The following is a 15,615-nucleotide window of genomic DNA, read 5'->3' as shown; positions in this document are numbered from 1 at the left end:
CCTATTGGACCAAAGGTGTGGGGGAGAGGTGCTCGTGGACCGCCATCCAGACCTCGTCGCGGCGCTCGAACACGATGGTCTCGCGCTCGCTGAGCTCCTCGCGAGCACCACCGAGTTCGAGGACCGTGGCGACGTCGTGGACGAAGACGGCCGAGTCGGCGCCGAGGACCTGCACGTGCTGGTTGCTCGACGCGCACGCGACGACCCTGAAGCCGTCCTCGGTGACCCACTGCTCCCACAGCGCCTCGTACGCCGCGCGGGATCCCAACCGCTGCGGCGTCGTGTGGAAGACGAACGTCGCCTCCGGCGCGAAGCAGGCGAAGTATGCGGCGCTGTCGCCGCCCGCGAAGGCGCGCACCACGGCGTCGGCGGCGGCCAGGACCTCCTGCTGCACGGTCTGGGACGCGTCGGGGGTGGTGGTCACCGGGACACCTCGCTGTCGGCTCGGGGCGCCATCGCGCTGAGCAGCTCGTAGGAGACGTGGGAGGCGGCGATGCCGGTGACCTCGGCGTGGTCGTAGGCCGGGGCCACCTCCACGACGTCGGCGCCGATGAGGTTGAGGTCGGCGAAGCCGCGCAGGATCGCGAGCAGCTCGCGCCCGGTGAGCCCACCGGTCTCGGGGGTGCCGGTGCCGGGGGCGAACCCCGGGTCGAGGACGTCGATGTCGATGGAGGCGTAGACCGGCCGGTCGCCGACGCGGTCACGGATGCGCTCGATCACGCCGCGGGCGCCGAGGTCGTCCATCTCCACGCTGGGGACGATGGCGAAGCCGAGGGTGGCGTCGTCGTCGAGGTCCTTAGCGGAGTAGAGCGGTCCCCGCGAGCCGACGTGCAGGCAGGCCTCCTTGTCGAGCAGCCCCTCCTCGGACGCCCGGCGGAACGGTGTGCCGTGCGTGTAGCGCGCGCCGAAGTAGGTGTCCCAGGTGTCGAGGTGGGCGTCGAAGTGCACCACGGCGATCGGGCCGTGCGCTGCGGCGTGGGCCCGCAGCAGCGGCAACGTGATCGTGTGGTCGCCGCCGAGGGTGAGCATCCGCCCCGCGCGCTCGAGGACGGCCCGTGCGCCGGCCTCGATGCTGTCGACGGCCTCGTCGATCGAGAACGGGTTGACGCCGAGGTCGCCGGCGTCGACGACCTGTTGGGCGGCGAAGGGTGACACGTCCTGAGCGGGGTTGTAGGGGCGCAGCAACCGGGAGGACTCGCGGATGTGGGCCGGGCCGAACCGTGCGCCGGGGCGGTAGGACACCCCGGCGTCGAACGGGACACCGAGCACCGCCACGTCGACGTCGGAGACCTCGTCCACGCGGGGCAGCCGCGCGAAGGTCGGGGGGCCGGCGAACCGCGGGACCACGGTCGCGTCGACCTGGCCGACGCGACCGCCCTCGGTGATGCGCGGCAGGGTCTGGTGCAGCGGGGTCGTTGCGTCAGCCATCGATGCGGGCCTCCAGCTCGGCCGTGACCGACTCGTCCATGGTGCGGCCGCGACGGCCCTTGCGGTGCTGGGACGCCGACTCGTCCGCCACCACCGGCGGCTCGTCACCGTCGGCTGCGGGGACCCAGCGCGGGCCCTGCGGGCCGAACACGTACCGGGGCTCCGGCACGGCATACAGCAGGCCCAGGTAGAGGACCGCAGCGACACCGATCGCCACGGGCAGGCTGATGTCGATGCCACCACCGACGGCGTTGCGGAAGGGGCCCTCGATGAGCGGCGGGTAGTTGGCGAACATCAGGCCGGCCACGGCCGCCGGGATCCACGCGACCATGCCGCGCCAGTTGACGCCGTTGCGGAACCAGTAGGCGCCGCCGCGCATCCCGAGGTTGAACACCTGCACGTCGGCGGGGCGGTAGTGGCCGCGACGGACGATGTAGCCGATCGTCATGATGACCATCCACGGCGTCGTGCAGATGACGATGGCGCCGATGAACGCGTTGACGCTGGCGATGAGGTCGAAGGCCAGTCGCCCGACGAGGATGAAGACGAAGGCGAGCAGGCCGATGAACAGCGACGCCTGCACCCGGCTCAGCCGCGGGAACACCGACGAGAAGTCCAGGCCGGTGCCGTAGAGCGAGGTGACGCCCGTCGAGAGGCCACCGAGGAACGCGACGACCATGAGCAGCACGGCGTACCAGATCGGCGAGATCTTGATCAGCGCGACGATGTAGTCGGCCTCACCGGCGACCAGCGTGGCGGTGGCGACACCGAAGATGAACGGGATGAGGGTCATCAGCTGTGCGCCGAACGTGGCTCCCAGCAACGACTTCCGCGACGTCGCAGCCGGGATGTAGCGCGACCAGTCGCCGAGGAACGCCCCGAACGACACGGGGTTGCCCATGACGATGAGCGCCGAGAGGACGAAGGTGGGCCAGAACGTCCCGAGGGCGTACGCGCTGGGGCCGGGGTCGTAGGAGGCATCGAACACCGAGGCGTAGGCGACGATCGCCAGGAGGATGAGGACGGTGTTGCCGACCACGACGATCTTGTTGACCAGCAGCATGAACTGGAAGCCGTAGACGACGACCACGATGACGATGGCCCCGAGCACGGCGTAGACGACACCGCGCAGCAGGTCGGAGTCGGGGACGCCGAACAACCGCGCCATCGCACCGACGAGCGCGTCACCGCTGACCCACACCGAGATCGAGTAGAAGGCGATGGCGGTGAGCAGCGACAGGAACGAGCCGACGATGCGCCCACGGACGCCGAAGTGGGCGCCGGAGGAGACGGCGTTGTTGGTGCCGGTCAGCGGACCGAACAGGCCCATCGGCATGAGGAACAGCGCGCCGACGACGACTCCGGCGAGCGTCGCGCCGACGGCCTGCCAGAACGAGAGCCCCAGGGCGATGGGGAAGGTGCCGAGCAGGACGGTGGCGAAGGTGTTGGCGCCGCCGAACTGGATCCGGAAGAGGTCGAGCGGTCGCGACGTGCGGTCGGCGTCGGGGATCGTGTCGATGCCGTGCTGCTCGACGTCGGTGACCTTGGGACGTGGGGCGGGGACGTTCGCCGGGGTGGTCGTGGAGCTCATGCGGGTTCCCTCCAGAGGGCGGCTTGTGGCCGGGAACGCTAGCGCCGAGGTTTACTGCAATGCAATAGTTGTTCACCATGAGAGTCCTTCGGATCGTCGACCTGTCGGTGCCCGTCGGTCCCGGGACCGTCATCTACCCCGGCGACCCCGAGCCCGCGCTGACCGTGCACAGCACCATCGAGCGCGACGGGTTCAACCTGCTCGACGTGCACCTTGGTTCGCAGACCGGCACCCACGTCGACGCACCGTTCCACTTCGAGGAGTCCGGGGCGCGGATCGACGAGCTGGACCTGACGCTCTTCACCGGTCCCGGGGTCGTCGTCGACGCGACCGGCCTGGGTCCGCGCGGAGTCGTGACCTGGGACCACATCGAGCCGGTGGCTGACCGCATCGACCCCGGGACGATCGTGCTGCTGCACACCGGGTGGGACGAGCACTACGGCACGCCCGCGTACTTCGAGAACCCCTACCTCGACGCCGACGCCTGCCGCCGGCTGCTCGAACTCGGGGTGCGCACCATCGGGCTCGACGCACTCAACCTCGACGAGACGCCGGACGAGGAGCACCCGGGAGTGGGGTTCCCCTGCCACCACCTCATCGCCGACCTCGGTGGCGTCATCATCGAGAACCTGCGCGGCCTGGGCGACATCGACTTCGCCGACCCGTTCGTCTCCGTCCTGCCGATCCGCCTCGAGGCGGCCGACGGGGCGCCGGTCCGGGCGGTTGCTGTAGAACTGGCGCCATGACCACCCGGACACCGGCGTCCCGCGCGGCCCGCGAGCGCCCGGACACCCAGGTCCGCATCGGCGCCCGGCTCCGCGCCGCGCGGCAGGCCCGCAGCCTCACCATCGCCCAGGTCGCCGAGTCGGCAGGGCTGACCAAGGGGTTCGTCAGCCGGCTCGAGCGCGACGACGTGTCACCGTCGGTGGCCTCGCTGGTCACGGTGTGCGAGGTGCTGGGGCTACGGGTCGGTGACCTGTTCGACCCACCCGAGACCGCGGTCATCAGGGCCGGCGAGGGGCGGCCGATCAACTTCGGTGGCACCGGTGCCCACGAGGCGCTCATCACCCCCGGCACCCAGCAGGGCCTCGAGATCATCCACGCCCGCATCGACGCCGGCGGCAACGGCGGTGACGACCTCTACACGCTGGACTGCGACGTGGAGTGCGCGTACGTCATCGCCGGGCACCTCACCATCGTCCTCGAGACCGGCGAGGAGGACCTCGGTCCGGGCGACGCGATGACCTTCCCGGGGCGGGCGCCGCACACCTGGCGCAACGCGTCGGTCGAGGCGCCCTGCGAGGTCCTCTGGGTTCTCGCCCCCGCTCCGTAGTCCGACCGTTCAGCGCTCCTCGCGGAAGTCGACGTGGCGACGCACGACGGGGTCGAACTTGCGGACGACGAGCCGCTCGGGGGTGGTGCGGCGGTTCTTGCGGGTGACGTAGGTGTATCCCGTGCCGGCCGTGGAACGGAGCTTGATGACGGGGCGCAGGTCGGTGGTGCGAGCCACGGTGGTCCTCTCGATATGAGTTGTAATGAAAATCATTCTCATATACAACTGAAGCCATGTCCACCTCCTCCCAGCCGTCCGGGGCGCCCGAGCCCCACCTCTCGTCCGCTGGTCGCCTGCCTGTCGTCGTCCTCGCCGGGATGACCCGCCCGGACACCGCCGTGGTGGAGGGCGCGCTCGCGTTCTCGCTGCCGGGCACCGCCGTGCTGCGCCACGAGATCGACCTGACCCGAGGGGTCCTGACCCGCTGTCTCTCCGACCACGGTGGGGTGGTGGAGCGCGTCGAGATCCCCCTGGAGCACGCCTGCCTCACCTGCGCGCTGCGCTACGAGATCGTGCCGATGCTGTTGCGGCTCAAGGATGCCGGTCAGCACGAGTCGGTCGTCGTGAGCCTGCCGCTGGCTGCGGACCCCGCGCCTGTGGTGCGTGGCATCCGCGACATGGTGATCGGCTCCCGTCGAGCCGTCGCCCACCTCGAGGTGGCGCGCGTCGTCGTGGCCCTCGACGGGCAGGCCGTGGTCGACGACGTCTTCGGGGACGACCTCCTGCGCGAACGCGACGAGGAGGGCTTTCCCGGCGATGCGCGCGCCTGGGGAGAGGCCCTGGCAGCGCAGCTCGAGTATGCCGACGTGCTGGCGCTCGCCGACGGGTCGACCTCCGAGGAGGCCGCGGCCTTGCTCGACGCCCTGCGCCGTCCGGGGTCCCGGGTCGTCCCCGAGGTGAGCACGCTCGTGCCCGCCGACCTGCTGGGTGGGCGGCGCGACCACCGAGCAGCGGAGCAGTGGGTGCACCCCCTCACCCGCTCCGCGGGGCCCACCGGTCTTCCGGGTGACGACGCGCCCTCCGACGCCGTGGCAGCCTTCGCTCCTGCCGAGGGCATCTGGTCGGTCGTGCTGGACACCTGGCGACCGTTCCACCCCGGTCGGTTGATGCGCGACCTGGAGCACCTCGGAGGTGGTGGACTGCGAGGTCGTGGCTGCTTCTGGCTGCCGACCAGGCCCGGCGGAGTCGGCGTCTGGGACGGGTCGGGCGGTCAACTCAGCATCGGCACGAGCGGGACCTGGGAGGGGCGACGGCCGCGCACCCGGGTCGTCGTCACCGGCCGGGGGGAGGGCCAGCAGCAGGTGGCCGCGGCCCTGCGCGGAGCCCTGCTGACCGATGCCGAGCTCGCGGGCGGGCTCGGCGGTTGGGTCGGGCTCGACGACGAGTTCGACCCCTGGCTCGGCCGCTACTCCGACATCGCCTGACCGCCCCGGTCCACCCATCCGGTCCACCCACGCGGTCCACCCATCCTGGCCCGCGCCACCGACCACCACCCGAGGAGCTCCCATGAAACCTGGAATCCACCCCGAGTACCGCCCCGTCGTCTTCGAGGACGCCACCACCGGCGACGCCTTCCTGACCCGTTCCACGGTCGTCACGTCCCTGACGACCACCTGGACCGACGGCCGCACCCTGCCGCTGGTCAAGGTGGAGGTGAGCAGTGCCTCGCACCCGTTCTGGACCGGCCGCGCCAGGGTGCTGGACAGCGAGGGCCGCGTCGAGCAGTTCCGCCGCCGCTACGGGACGACGCGCTGATGGCGGCGCCGAAGGGCCGCTCCTCGAGGTCGCGCACCCACCACCGCCGGTCGGGGTGGAAGGCCACGGAGCCCCACCTCGTCCCGGTCCCGGGGATGGCTGTCGAGGGCGGCGCTCCCGGTGCCCGCCGCCCACCGGCGACGAGGCCGAGCGTCCCGCGCAGGCTGCACGCGGCATACCAGCGGGGGTTGGTGCGACTGGTCGCGCCCGATCTCTGAGGCCTAGGTGCCCCAGCGGAGGCGGACCGTCTCCACCCAGGAGGCGAAGTCGGCGGCCATGTCGACCTCGTCCGGGCGCATCAGCCACTGCAGCTGCAGGCCGTCCATCAGCGCGACCGCCTGCCGGGCGAGCTGCTCGGCCGGGATGTCCTCGTCCGCTTTCCCGTCGCGCGCCGCCTCGCGCAGCGCGTGCGCGAGCGACTCGACCGCTGCGCTGTGGTGCGCCCCGAGCCAGCCGTGGCCGGGGTGGGACGGGTCGACGGCCTCGCCGGCCAGGCTGGTGAACAACCGCACGAAACCCTCACGCTCGCTGTTGAGCCCGACGAGCCTGACCATGTCGTCCCACACCTCCCAGCCGCGGGGGAGGTGGTCGTGGGTCGACGCGAGGGTCTCGAGGTCGCGCAGGTCGCGCTGCTCGAGCACCGCGGCGAGCAGCTCCTCCTTCGCGGGGAAGTGGTGCAGCAACCCGGTCTGGCTCAGCCCGGCGGCCTCGGCGATGCTCGTCATCGGCGTCGCGTGGAACCCGCGCTCGGCGAACAGCTCCGCCGCCGCCGCGACGATGCGTTCGCGGGTCTGGCCGGTGCCGGTGCCGCGCGGACGGCCACGCCCGCGGCGGGGTGCGGCCCGGTCCGACGTGGCTGACATGTCAGTGACTGTATGCCGTGTGCTCACCTGCTCCCCCTCCCTCCCCTTCGCCTCCCTGATCCTCCGCGGGTCGATGTGAACGCGCCCGTGATGTGCGGCGTGCTCACATCGACCCGGCGAAGGCAGGAGCCGTGAGCCGGCGTCAGGCGAGGGGCAGCTCGGCCTGCACGTCGCCGAGGCCCCGGGCGACGAGGAGGGTGCCGCCGGTCAGCGGCTCGCCCCAGGCGTTCGCCGCCTCGTCCCAGCGACGCCACAACCGGGCGTCGGTGTCCACCGTGACCGTGGCCTCGGATCCCGCGGCCACCTGCACCGGGGCGAACCCGACGAGGCGCACCGGCTGGTCTTCGGTGTCGGGGCGCAGGTAGACCTGCACCACCTCGCGCGAGTCGTGGGTCGAGCTGTTCGCCACGGTCACCTCGACCGAGGGCGCACCCGACCCGCCCTCGAGGAGGCGGGCGGCGCCGTAGGTCCACGCGCCATACCCGTCACCGGCACCGAGCCAGTGGGCCGGGGCAGGGGCGTGACCGGCAGCGAACCCGCGGTAGCCGACGAAGGTGCCGTCGGTGTACTCCAGCGTCAGGCCGTCGGGGACGACCTCCCAGGCCGGGGCTGCTTCGTCGGCGCTCGGCCACGAGGTGACCAGGCGACCTGCGGGCTCACGCACCCCGAGCAGGGCATCGGCCACCGCGTGGCCACCCTCCTGACCGGGCAGGCCGACGACGAGGACGGCGTCGACCTCGTCGAACCACGGCATGAGCACCGGGGTGGAGGCGTTGACGACGACGACCGTGCGGCTCGCGGCGGCTGCGACGGCCGAGACCATGGCGTCCTGGTCGCCGAGCAGGGCGAGGGTCGACTTGTCGGTGGCCTCGGTCTCCTGCTCCTCGGTGAGGCCGACGACGACGACCGCGACGTCAGCGGATGCCGCTGCGGCAGTTACCGATTCGAGGACCTCGGACGCGGGTGCGGGGACCGGGGAGACGACGAGCCCCTTCATCCCCATGCCGGACGCGATGACGTGCGAGAGGGTGCTGAGCTTGCCGTCGGGGCCGGGCTGCGGCTCCGAGCGGACCACGGTCACGGTCGCGGTGACGAGCGCGCCCTCGCGCGTGCCCTCGTCGTCGGTCGTCGTGGTCGCGTCGGTGTCGATGGTCCAGACCGGGGGCTTGAGCATCGACTCGCCGGGGTCGAACCCCTCGGCGACCAGCTCGGCGGATCCGACCCGCTCGCCGTCGAGGTCGATCGTCCAGGTGCCGGTGCCGAGCACGCCGAGGCGGACCGGCCCGGAGCCCGTGAGGCGGGCCGTCAGCACGACCTGCTCGGTCGGACGCGGCAGCACGTCGTCCCAGCCGGTCACGATCGAGGCGACGCTGCTGTGCTCGCTGGCCATGACGACACCCTCGGCGTCGAGGTAGGCGACGCGCAGGCCGGGCTCGCCCGTCTCCGGGTCGGTGATGGCGGAGGGCTCGGCGACGACCGCACGATCGCGGACCTCGACACCGTCGACGACCAGGAGACGGTCGCCGATCGCGGCCTCGAGGCCCTCGGCGATCGAGACCTGGTAGGGCGGGTTCACCGTGGCAGAGCCTCCACCCATGCAGATGGTGTCGATGCCGTGGCGACCGATGAGCGCGACGGTGCCGGCGCGGGCATCCCCCGCGGTGCCCGCGCCGGAGTCTGGTCCTGTTGCGGCCAGGGGCAGGATGCCTCCGGCGTTCTTCAGCACGACCATGCCGTCGGTGGCGAGGCGGCGCAGCTGCGCGCGCCGGGCCGGGGCGTCGGGGGCGAGCGACTCGGTCGGCCACACCCGCTGCTCGTCCGTCGAGCCCAGGGCGCCGACGCGCTCGGCCAGGCGGAGCAACCGCACGACGTGCTCGTCGATGACCGACTCGTGCACGGCGCCGGACTCGACGTCGGCGACCAGCGCCTCGCCCCAAGGGCCGTCCGGGCCGGGCATGACGAGGTCGAGCCCGCCGAGGGCCGCCGGAGCAGAGGTCTTCGTGGCGAACCAGTCCGACATGAGCAGCCCGTCCCAGCCCCAGTCGCCCTTGACGACGGTGTTGTTGACGTGGTTCTGCTCCGTCGCGGCGACACCGTTGATGTCGTTGTAGGCGGCCATGATCGACCACGCGTCGGCGTCCTGGACCGCGATCTCGAACGGCAGTAGGTACACCTCGCGCAGGGCCGTCTCGCTGACGACGGAGTTCATGTAGTTGCGCAGGGTCTCGGACTCGTTGGCCACGAGGTGCTTGAGGCAGGCGCCGATCCCGCGCCCCTGCAGACCCCGCACGTAGGCGGCGGCGAGCTTGCCGGTGAGCAGCGGGTCCTCGGAGTAGGCCTCGAAGAGGCGACCGCCGAGCGGGGTGCGGTGCAGGTTGATGGTCGGCCCGAGGACGACGTGGATCTGCTGGCGCTCGGCCTCCTCGGCGAGCATCTCGCCGACCTCGTGCGCGGTCTCCTCGCTCCAGGCGCTCGCGAGCACCGTGGCGCTGGGGAAGAGCGCGACGTGGTCGCCGCCGGTGAACTTCAGGCCGCGGACTCCGGTCGGCCCGTCGGAGAACGCCATCGGTGCCAGCCCGATCGACTCCTCACCGTGCAGCGTGAACGACGTGGCGCCGGTGAGGAGCCGCACCTTGGTGGCCAGGTCGAGCCGGCCGACGAGCTCGAGGTATGCCGCGTGGTCGCGGCCCGCGGGCGCCTCGCCGGGGGTGGCGGCGGAGGCGGTGGGACGGTCGGTGGTGGCGGTCATGCTGGTCACTTCACTTTCCTGATCGGGAGGACCACGAGGGCCCCGATGAGCGCCGCGATCGCGGCCGCCCAGAGCATGAGGGTGTAGTTGGGCGAGGAGGATCCGCCCGCGGTGGAGGCTGCGCCGACGCCGAGCAGGACCGAGCCGAGGAACGGTGCTGCCGACTGCGGGATGGCGTTGGCCATGTTGAAGACGCCGAGGTCCTTGCCGGAGTCCTCCGGGTTGGGCAGGACCTCGAGGACGAGCGCCATGTCGACGCTCATGTAGATGCCGTAGGCGACGCCCATGATCGCCTCGACGAGGTAGAAGCCGCTGAGGGTGTGGGTGTGGGCGAGGACGGCGACCCCGAGGGCGAACAGCGCGGTGGAGGAGGCGACGAGCATCTTGCGCTTGCCGGTGCGGTCGGAGATGACGCCGGCGACCCAGCCGGAGACGACGAGCACGGCGGTGTAGATGAGGATGCCGGTGGCGATCGCCCCGGCGGCCCTGGCGTCGGTGAGGCCGACGCGGTCGACGAGGAAGTTCAGGCGGAAGGTCGAGAACAGGAAGCTGCTCAGGATGATGAGGAAGCGGCTCCACCAGGCCAGCCCGAAGTCGCGGTGGGTGAACGGGTTGACCCAGAACGACGAGGCCAGGGTGTGCAGGTCCAGGCGTCCGGGCCGGGTCTGCAGCACCGGGTCCTTGAGCACGGCTGCATACGCGAGGATCCCGACCACGCCGACGGCGGCGGGGACGAGGAACAGGGCCAGCATGTCCGAGGTGAACTGCGCGGCGATCTGGCTGGCGCCGAGGATGCCGACGTTCTGCATGATGCCCACCATGGCGGAGACCTTGGCGTACTGCCGCTCGGGGAGCTGGTCGGCCAGGGTCGCGATGAACGACGCGAGCGTGGCGTTGGCGCCGAGCTGCGCGACGAACCAGCCGGCGGCCAGGGCCGGGACCGAGTCGGCGGTGGCGATGAACCACAGCGCCAGGGTGAGGACGGCGACGCCGCCGACCATCCACGGGCGGCGACGGCCGTAGCGGGAGGTGGTGCGGTCGGAGAGGCGGCCGAAGAGGGCGTTGCCGACGAACGCGGCCACCGCCCCGACGCCGAGGATGACGCCGAGGGCGCTGGTGCGCTCGGTCGGCGTGGCCAGGATCGTGTTGACCTTGAGGGCCATCGAGACGATGACCGGTCCGAGCAGGGCGACGAAGAGGCCGAACTGCGCGAAGCCGAGGGCGGCGACGAACAGGGCGGACTTGGGCTCGGTGGGCCGTTCGCCGCAGCGGGGAGCTGGCGGTTCGGGGGCGAGCGCGGTGTGCGTGGGGATGGTCATCGTTGACTCCGAGTGTCCCTGTGGGTCCGGCGCCGGTGCCTGACCCTCTACCTCCTCAGTGGAGCAGGTCTCCATGTCATTAATAAATAGTGGCTATTAACTATTTATCATTTCGTGACCTTTCGACGTCGACCCCGGTGCGGCACTGTCGAGGGGCAGGATGGACCCCGTGCCGACGATCGTGTTCCTCCACGCCCACCCCGACGACGAGGCCTCGCAGACCGCGGGCGCGATGGCCCGTGCGAGCGCCGAGGGGAGCCGGGTCGTCACCGTCTACGGCACCGGCGGCGAGCACGGCGAGGAGCCCAGGGCTGGTCTGCCCGAGGGCGAGACCCTCACCGACTGGCGCCGGCGCGAGGCCGAGGCCTCGGCCGCCGTCCTCGGGGTGCAGCGGGTCGCCTGGCTCGGCTACCGCGACTCGGGCATGACCGGGTGGGAGCAGAACGGCCACGAGGGCGCGTTCCACTCCGCCGACCTCGACGAGGCCGCCGGGCGGCTGGCCGCCATCCTCGACGAGGAGGACGCTGATGTCCTCGTGGGCTACGACTGGCACGGCGGCTACGGCCACCCCGACCACGTCCGGGTCCACGCCGTCGTGCACCGAGCGGCCGAGCTCGCGACGCGACGGCCGCGGCTGCTCGAGTCGACGATGAACCGCGACCAGATGCGGACCTTCCACCAGGCCGCGGTGGCCGCCGGACAGGGGGACAAGAGCTTCGACCCCGACAGCGACATGGACGATGGCAACCCTCTCGGCACGCCCGAGGCAGAGATCCACTGGCGCGTCGACGTCACCGACTACCTGCCCCAGCGTCGTGCCGCCCTCGAGGCGCACGCCAGCCAGGCGACCGACATCGAGGGCATGCTCGGCATGCCCGAGGAGTACTTCCTCGCCTTCTTCGGCTTCGAGCACTACATCGAGCCCGGCCGTGAGCCCGGTATGCAGCCGGGCTGGCCCTTCGGTGGCTGAACCGCACCACCCGGCCGGAGACGGCACCGCGGCGCCGTCGTCCACGGCACCTGCCGCAGCCGCGACCGTCGGGCCGGTCGAGCTGCTGCGTCGCCCGCACGTCAGCCGTCTGCTGTTCTCGGCGCTGCTCGGCCGGTTGCCCACGGGCATGGTGCCGCTGGCGCTGGTGCTGTTCACCCGCGAGAGCGGTGCCGACTTCGCCCGCGCCGGGCTGCTCACCGCCGCGTACTCCCTCGGCGCCTGCCTCGGCGGCCCTGTCCTGTCGCGCGTCATGGACGCTCGCGGTCAACGAGGCACGCTGGTCCTCGGTGGCATCGTGTCGTCGGTGGCGCTGGCGGCGGTGCCCTTCGCCCCGGGCCTCGCCGGTCTGCTGGTCGCGCTCGTGGCCGGCCTGATGACCCCGCCGCTCGAACCCGCCCTGCGCACCCTCTGGCCCTCGGTCCTGCCCGCGCGCGAGGTGCCGGCGGCGTTCGCGGTCGACGCCGCGGCGCAGGAGCTCGTGTTCGTCCTGGGCCCGCTCGTCGTCCTGCTGGCCCAAGGGTTCGGCGACGGCGGCGGGCTGATCGCTGCAGCGGTGGTCGGCGTGGCCGGCACGTGGTGGTTCACGGCGTCGCGGGTGTCGCGCGAGTGGACGCCGGTCCGCGAGGAGCGGCACTGGCTCGGGCCGCTGCGCTCGGCCCGGCTCTGCGTGCTCTACATCGCCGTCCTCCTCGTCGGCCTCACCATCGGCGTCCCCGCGGTGGCCCTGGTCGCCTACGCCGAGTCTGTGTCCGCCCCCGGGTGGGCCTCGTGGCTGGTCGCCGCCAACGCCCTCGGTGCGCTCGCCGGCGGCCTCGCCTACAGCGGACGCGCACCCCACCGGAATCCGTTGCGCGACCTGCCGTTCGGCCTGCTCACCCTCGTCGCGACGTATGCCGCCCTGGCCTGGACCCCGGCGCAGCCACCGGTCATGGCCGTGCTCACCGTCCTGAGCGGCATCGGCCTGCCGCTGACGCTGACCTGCGTGTTCCAGGTCGTCGACCGGCTCGCTCCGGTGGGGACGACGACCGAGGCCTTCGCGTGGCTGATCAGTGCCTTCCTCGCAGGTGGTTCGGTCGGCGCCTTCACGGCCGGGGCGCTCGCGGACGGTGGCTCGATCAGCGCGGCCTTCCTCGTCGCGGCGGGCTCGTCGTTGGCGGCGCTGGTCGTCGCCGTGCCGGTGCTTCGCGGTGTGCCCACGCCGACCGCGACCCCGTCCGACGTCAGAGGTGCTTCAGGGCCTCACGACGACTGAGGCCGGACAAGCGCTCGCCGTACTCCGCCACCGTCGCCCGCACCCAGTCCGGGTCGGTCCGGGCGTACTGGCGCAGCGCCCAGCCGATGGCCTTGCGGAGCCAGAAGCTCGTGTCGTCGAGGTTGGGCTCGATCGTCGCGCGCAGCAGCCCGAGGTCGGTCCTCTCGCGGAAGGTCAGCTGGCTGATGACCGCCGTCCGTCGCAGCCACGGGTCGTCGTCCTGCGCCCAGTCGAGGATGACGGGCGTGACCTCCTCGCGGTGGGAGAGCAGGATCGGGCCGATGCGTTGGCTGGCGATCTCGTCGACGTGGTCCCACCAGGCACCGGTGACGACCAGGTGCCGGTAGAGCTCGAGCGTGTCGGGGTCCTGCCACCGCTGGTAGGCGCGGTGCCCGGTGAGAGCCGTTGCGGCGTAGCGCTCCTCGCGGTGGGTCGCGCCGTCCCAGAGCTCGCGGACCGCGCCCTCCCACGCCCCGCGGCCGGGCAGCTCGAGGGCGGGGTCAGCCAGCAGCGGGCGCAGCAGGGCCTTGAGCTCCGGTGCGGTGATGCCGCGGTAGGGCATCGCCGACTTCATGTATGCCTGCTGCGCGACGGCGCGGTCGGGGTCGCCGGCTGAGGCGAGGGCCGACCGCACCGCCTCGACGACCGGCGCCGAGGTCACTGCTCCGCGTGCTGCGGCTCGGCAGCGGCAAGGCTGTCGTCCGAGTCGTGGGAAGCGCCGTGGTGGTCGCCGTGGGGGTCGACCTTCGGCGTGCGGACGAAGAACGAGATGACGACGGCCCCCACCGCCAGCACCGCTCCGACGCCGAAGCCCCACTGGGCGCCGGTGGCCAGGGCGGCCGTCCCCGAGGCGCCGTCCGCGGCGGCAGCGGCAGTGCGCCCGGCCATGACGCTGATGACGACGGCGGTGCCGGCGGCGGCAGCGACCTGCTGGAGCGAACCGAGCACCGCGCTGCCGTGCGCGTAGAGGTGCGGAGGCAGGACCGACAGGCCTGAGGTGAACACCGGCGTGAAGATCATCGCGAGCGCGGCGCTGAGCACCACGTGGTTGGTGAGCACGAGGTAGGCCGGGGTGTCGACACCGACCTGCGTGAACGCGACCAGGGTCAGCGCCATGACGACCGAGCCGGGGACGACCAGGCGGGCGGCGCCATACCGGTCGTAGGCGCGGCCGACCCACGGGCCGAGCACGCCCATGGCGAGCCCGCCCGGCATGAGCAGCAGCCCTGTGGTGAGGGTGCTCAGGCCCTTGACCTCCTGGAGGTAGAGCGGCAGCAGGATCATCGCGCCCATCAGGGCCATGAAGGACCCGCACATCAGCGCCAGGGCGATGGCGAACGGCGCGAAGGTCAGGGTGCGCAGGTCGAGGAGCGGGCCGGCGCCGCGCTGGAGCCGGATCTGGCGCCACACGAAGACGGCCAACGAGAGGACACCGATCGCGGTGGTGACCGCCGGGGGGATCGCGGCGGTGCTGTGCGACCCCTCGCCGAGGCCGCTCAGGCCATAGACGAGCGCGCCGAACCCGACGGCCGACAGGGCCACGCTGGACCAGTCGATCCGCGACGGCTTGGGCTCGGCGATGTTGACCAGCTCGCGCAGACCCAGCACGGTGATGACGACCGCGATCGGGAGCACCACGGCGAAGATGAGCCGCCACGACCCGAGCTGGAGCAGGACCCCGGAGACGGCCGGGCCGAGTGCCGGGGCGACGGACATGACGAGGGTGACGTTGCCCATCACCTTGCCGCGGTCCTGCATGGGCACGAGCGTGAGCATCGTCGTCATGAGCAGCGGCATCATCACCGCGGTGCCGCTGGCCTGGATGACCCGGGCGCCCAACAGGATGCTGAACGTCGGGGCGACCGCGGCCAGCGCCGTCCCGGTGAGGAACAGGCTCATCGCCAGCGTGTAGGCGGTGCGCGTGGTGACGCGCTGGAGGAACCAGCCGGTGACGGGGATGACGACGGCCATCGTCAGCATGAAGGCGGTCGACAACCACTGGGCGCTGGTCGCCGGGACGTCGAAGTCGCGCATCAGCCGCGGGATCGCGTTGACCATGATCGTCTCGTTGAGGATGACGATGAAGGTGGCGAGGACGAGGATCCGCAGGACGGCCGTGGTGTTGACGGTGGGGGTCCGCTCGCCCGGCAGTCCGCGCGCGGTGTCCGTTCCGCCGAGGGCGGTGGCTTCGGTCATGGGGAGGTCCTTCGTGGTCGCTGGGTTCGGGGTGTAGACCGGGGTGCTCCCCAGAACTCATCGCCCTGCTGCCCGACCATCCTGCCGAGGGCCACCGACAGGGCTCAAACCGTTTTCAGCGGTCACTCCACCGGGTGG

Annotated in this window: 16 protein-coding genes; 7 read left to right on the top strand and 9 right to left on the bottom strand. The window is 71.9% G+C overall.

Features of this window, described 5'->3' with window-relative positions; translation table 11 throughout:
- Nucleotide 1: 1 nt before the first annotated feature.
- From ABD286_RS14420 to ABD286_RS14410, 3 genes are read right to left on the bottom strand one after another with little or no spacing between them, the layout of a single operon-like run.
- Nucleotides 2–424 carry an SgcJ/EcaC family oxidoreductase gene (locus tag ABD286_RS14420; protein WP_344194660.1) on the bottom strand — a complete coding sequence of 141 codons (423 nt, stop codon included), beginning with the start codon at nucleotides 422–424 and terminating at the stop codon, nucleotides 2–4.
- Nucleotides 421–1,428 (bottom strand): agmatinase, encoded by a 1,008-nt coding sequence (speB, locus tag ABD286_RS14415; protein WP_344194658.1) that lies wholly within the window; start codon nucleotides 1,426–1,428, stop codon nucleotides 421–423. Before speB ends, ABD286_RS14420 begins: the two co-directional genes overlap by 4 nt.
- A complete protein-coding gene (locus ABD286_RS14410) occupies nucleotides 1,421–3,019 on the bottom strand; it encodes a purine-cytosine permease family protein (protein ID WP_344194656.1) in 1,599 nt (532 codons plus the stop codon). The genes speB and ABD286_RS14410 overlap by 8 nt, the downstream gene beginning before the upstream one ends.
- A gap of 77 nt (nucleotides 3,020–3,096) precedes the next feature.
- On the opposite strand from ABD286_RS14410, the gene ABD286_RS14405 reads away from it, so the two are divergent.
- Nucleotides 3,097–3,765 carry a cyclase family protein gene (locus tag ABD286_RS14405; RefSeq protein ID WP_344194654.1) on the top strand — a complete coding sequence of 223 codons (669 nt, stop codon included), beginning with the start codon at nucleotides 3,097–3,099 and terminating at the stop codon, nucleotides 3,763–3,765.
- Entirely contained in the window at nucleotides 3,762–4,352 is a 591-nt protein-coding gene (locus ABD286_RS14400) for a helix-turn-helix domain-containing protein (protein WP_344194652.1), read from the top strand. Before ABD286_RS14405 ends, ABD286_RS14400 begins: the two co-directional genes overlap by 4 nt.
- Nucleotides 4,353–4,361: 9 nt before the next feature.
- Here the strand turns inward: ABD286_RS14400 and rpmG are convergent, their stop codons facing one another.
- On the bottom strand, nucleotides 4,362–4,565 hold the full coding sequence (gene rpmG, locus ABD286_RS14395; RefSeq protein ID WP_344194650.1) for a 50S ribosomal protein L33: 204 nt from the start codon (nucleotides 4,563–4,565) through the stop codon (nucleotides 4,362–4,364).
- 20 nt (nucleotides 4,566–4,585) lie between these two features.
- Here rpmG and ABD286_RS14390 point away from each other — a divergent pair, with 20 nt between their 5' ends.
- The 3 genes from ABD286_RS14390 to rpmF all read left to right on the top strand — a co-directional run bounded on the left by ABD286_RS14390 (nucleotide 4,586) and on the right by rpmF (nucleotide 6,325).
- The gene (locus ABD286_RS14390) at nucleotides 4,586–5,776 is read left to right on the top strand and encodes a GTP-binding protein (protein WP_344194648.1); all 1,191 of its coding nucleotides are present in this window, start codon (nucleotides 4,586–4,588) and stop codon (nucleotides 5,774–5,776) included.
- Nucleotides 5,777–5,858: 82 nt separating this feature from the next.
- Nucleotides 5,859–6,107: a type B 50S ribosomal protein L31 gene (locus ABD286_RS14385; RefSeq protein ID WP_344194646.1), complete on the top strand. Its 249-nt coding sequence runs from the start codon at nucleotides 5,859–5,861 to the stop codon at nucleotides 6,105–6,107.
- Nucleotides 6,107–6,325 (top strand): 50S ribosomal protein L32, encoded by a 219-nt coding sequence (gene rpmF / locus ABD286_RS14380; RefSeq protein ID WP_344194644.1) that lies wholly within the window; start codon nucleotides 6,107–6,109, stop codon nucleotides 6,323–6,325. The genes ABD286_RS14385 and rpmF overlap by 1 nt, the downstream gene beginning before the upstream one ends.
- Before the next feature lie 3 nt (nucleotides 6,326–6,328).
- On the opposite strand, the gene ABD286_RS14375 is transcribed toward rpmF, so the two are convergent.
- The 3 genes from ABD286_RS14375 to ABD286_RS14365 all read right to left on the bottom strand — a co-directional run bounded on the left by ABD286_RS14375 (nucleotide 6,329) and on the right by ABD286_RS14365 (nucleotide 11,038).
- Complete coding sequence (locus ABD286_RS14375) at nucleotides 6,329–6,970, bottom strand: TetR/AcrR family transcriptional regulator (RefSeq protein ID WP_344194642.1); 642 nt, start codon at nucleotides 6,968–6,970, stop codon at nucleotides 6,329–6,331.
- Between the two features lie 142 nt (nucleotides 6,971–7,112).
- Nucleotides 7,113–9,719 (bottom strand): beta-glucosidase family protein, encoded by a 2,607-nt coding sequence (locus tag ABD286_RS14370; RefSeq protein ID WP_344194751.1) that lies wholly within the window; start codon nucleotides 9,717–9,719, stop codon nucleotides 7,113–7,115.
- A 5-nt stretch (nucleotides 9,720–9,724) separates the two neighbouring features.
- A complete protein-coding gene (locus tag ABD286_RS14365) occupies nucleotides 9,725–11,038 on the bottom strand; it encodes an MFS transporter (protein WP_344194640.1) in 1,314 nt (437 codons plus the stop codon).
- Nucleotides 11,039–11,207: 169 nt separating this feature from the next.
- Between ABD286_RS14365 and ABD286_RS14360 the strand changes: the two genes are divergently transcribed.
- The gene (locus ABD286_RS14360; protein ID WP_344194638.1) at nucleotides 11,208–12,008 is read left to right on the top strand and encodes a PIG-L family deacetylase; all 801 of its coding nucleotides are present in this window, start codon (nucleotides 11,208–11,210) and stop codon (nucleotides 12,006–12,008) included.
- Nucleotides 12,001–13,281, top strand: coding sequence for an MFS transporter (locus ABD286_RS14355; protein ID WP_344194636.1), 1,281 nt, complete (start codon nucleotides 12,001–12,003; stop codon nucleotides 13,279–13,281). The genes ABD286_RS14360 and ABD286_RS14355 overlap by 8 nt, the downstream gene beginning before the upstream one ends.
- Here the strand turns inward: ABD286_RS14355 and ABD286_RS14350 are convergent.
- Together ABD286_RS14350 and ABD286_RS14345 are read right to left on the bottom strand one after the other, a co-directional pair.
- Nucleotides 13,250–13,942 (bottom strand): DNA alkylation repair protein, encoded by a 693-nt coding sequence (locus tag ABD286_RS14350; protein ID WP_344194634.1) that lies wholly within the window; start codon nucleotides 13,940–13,942, stop codon nucleotides 13,250–13,252. The genes ABD286_RS14355 and ABD286_RS14350 overlap by 32 nt on opposite strands.
- Nucleotides 13,939–15,477 (bottom strand): DHA2 family efflux MFS transporter permease subunit, encoded by a 1,539-nt coding sequence (locus ABD286_RS14345; protein WP_344194632.1) that lies wholly within the window; start codon nucleotides 15,475–15,477, stop codon nucleotides 13,939–13,941. Before ABD286_RS14345 ends, ABD286_RS14350 begins: the two co-directional genes overlap by 4 nt.
- Nucleotides 15,478–15,615: the final 138 nt, after the last annotated feature.

Origin of the sequence: Pedococcus aerophilus (genome assembly GCF_039532215.1) — a bacterium.
GTDB classification, from domain to species: Bacteria; Actinomycetota; Actinomycetes; order Actinomycetales; family Dermatophilaceae; genus Pedococcus; species Pedococcus aerophilus.
Note: the sequence above shows the minus strand (reverse complement) of the source record. Positions and strands in the feature narration are given on the sequence as shown.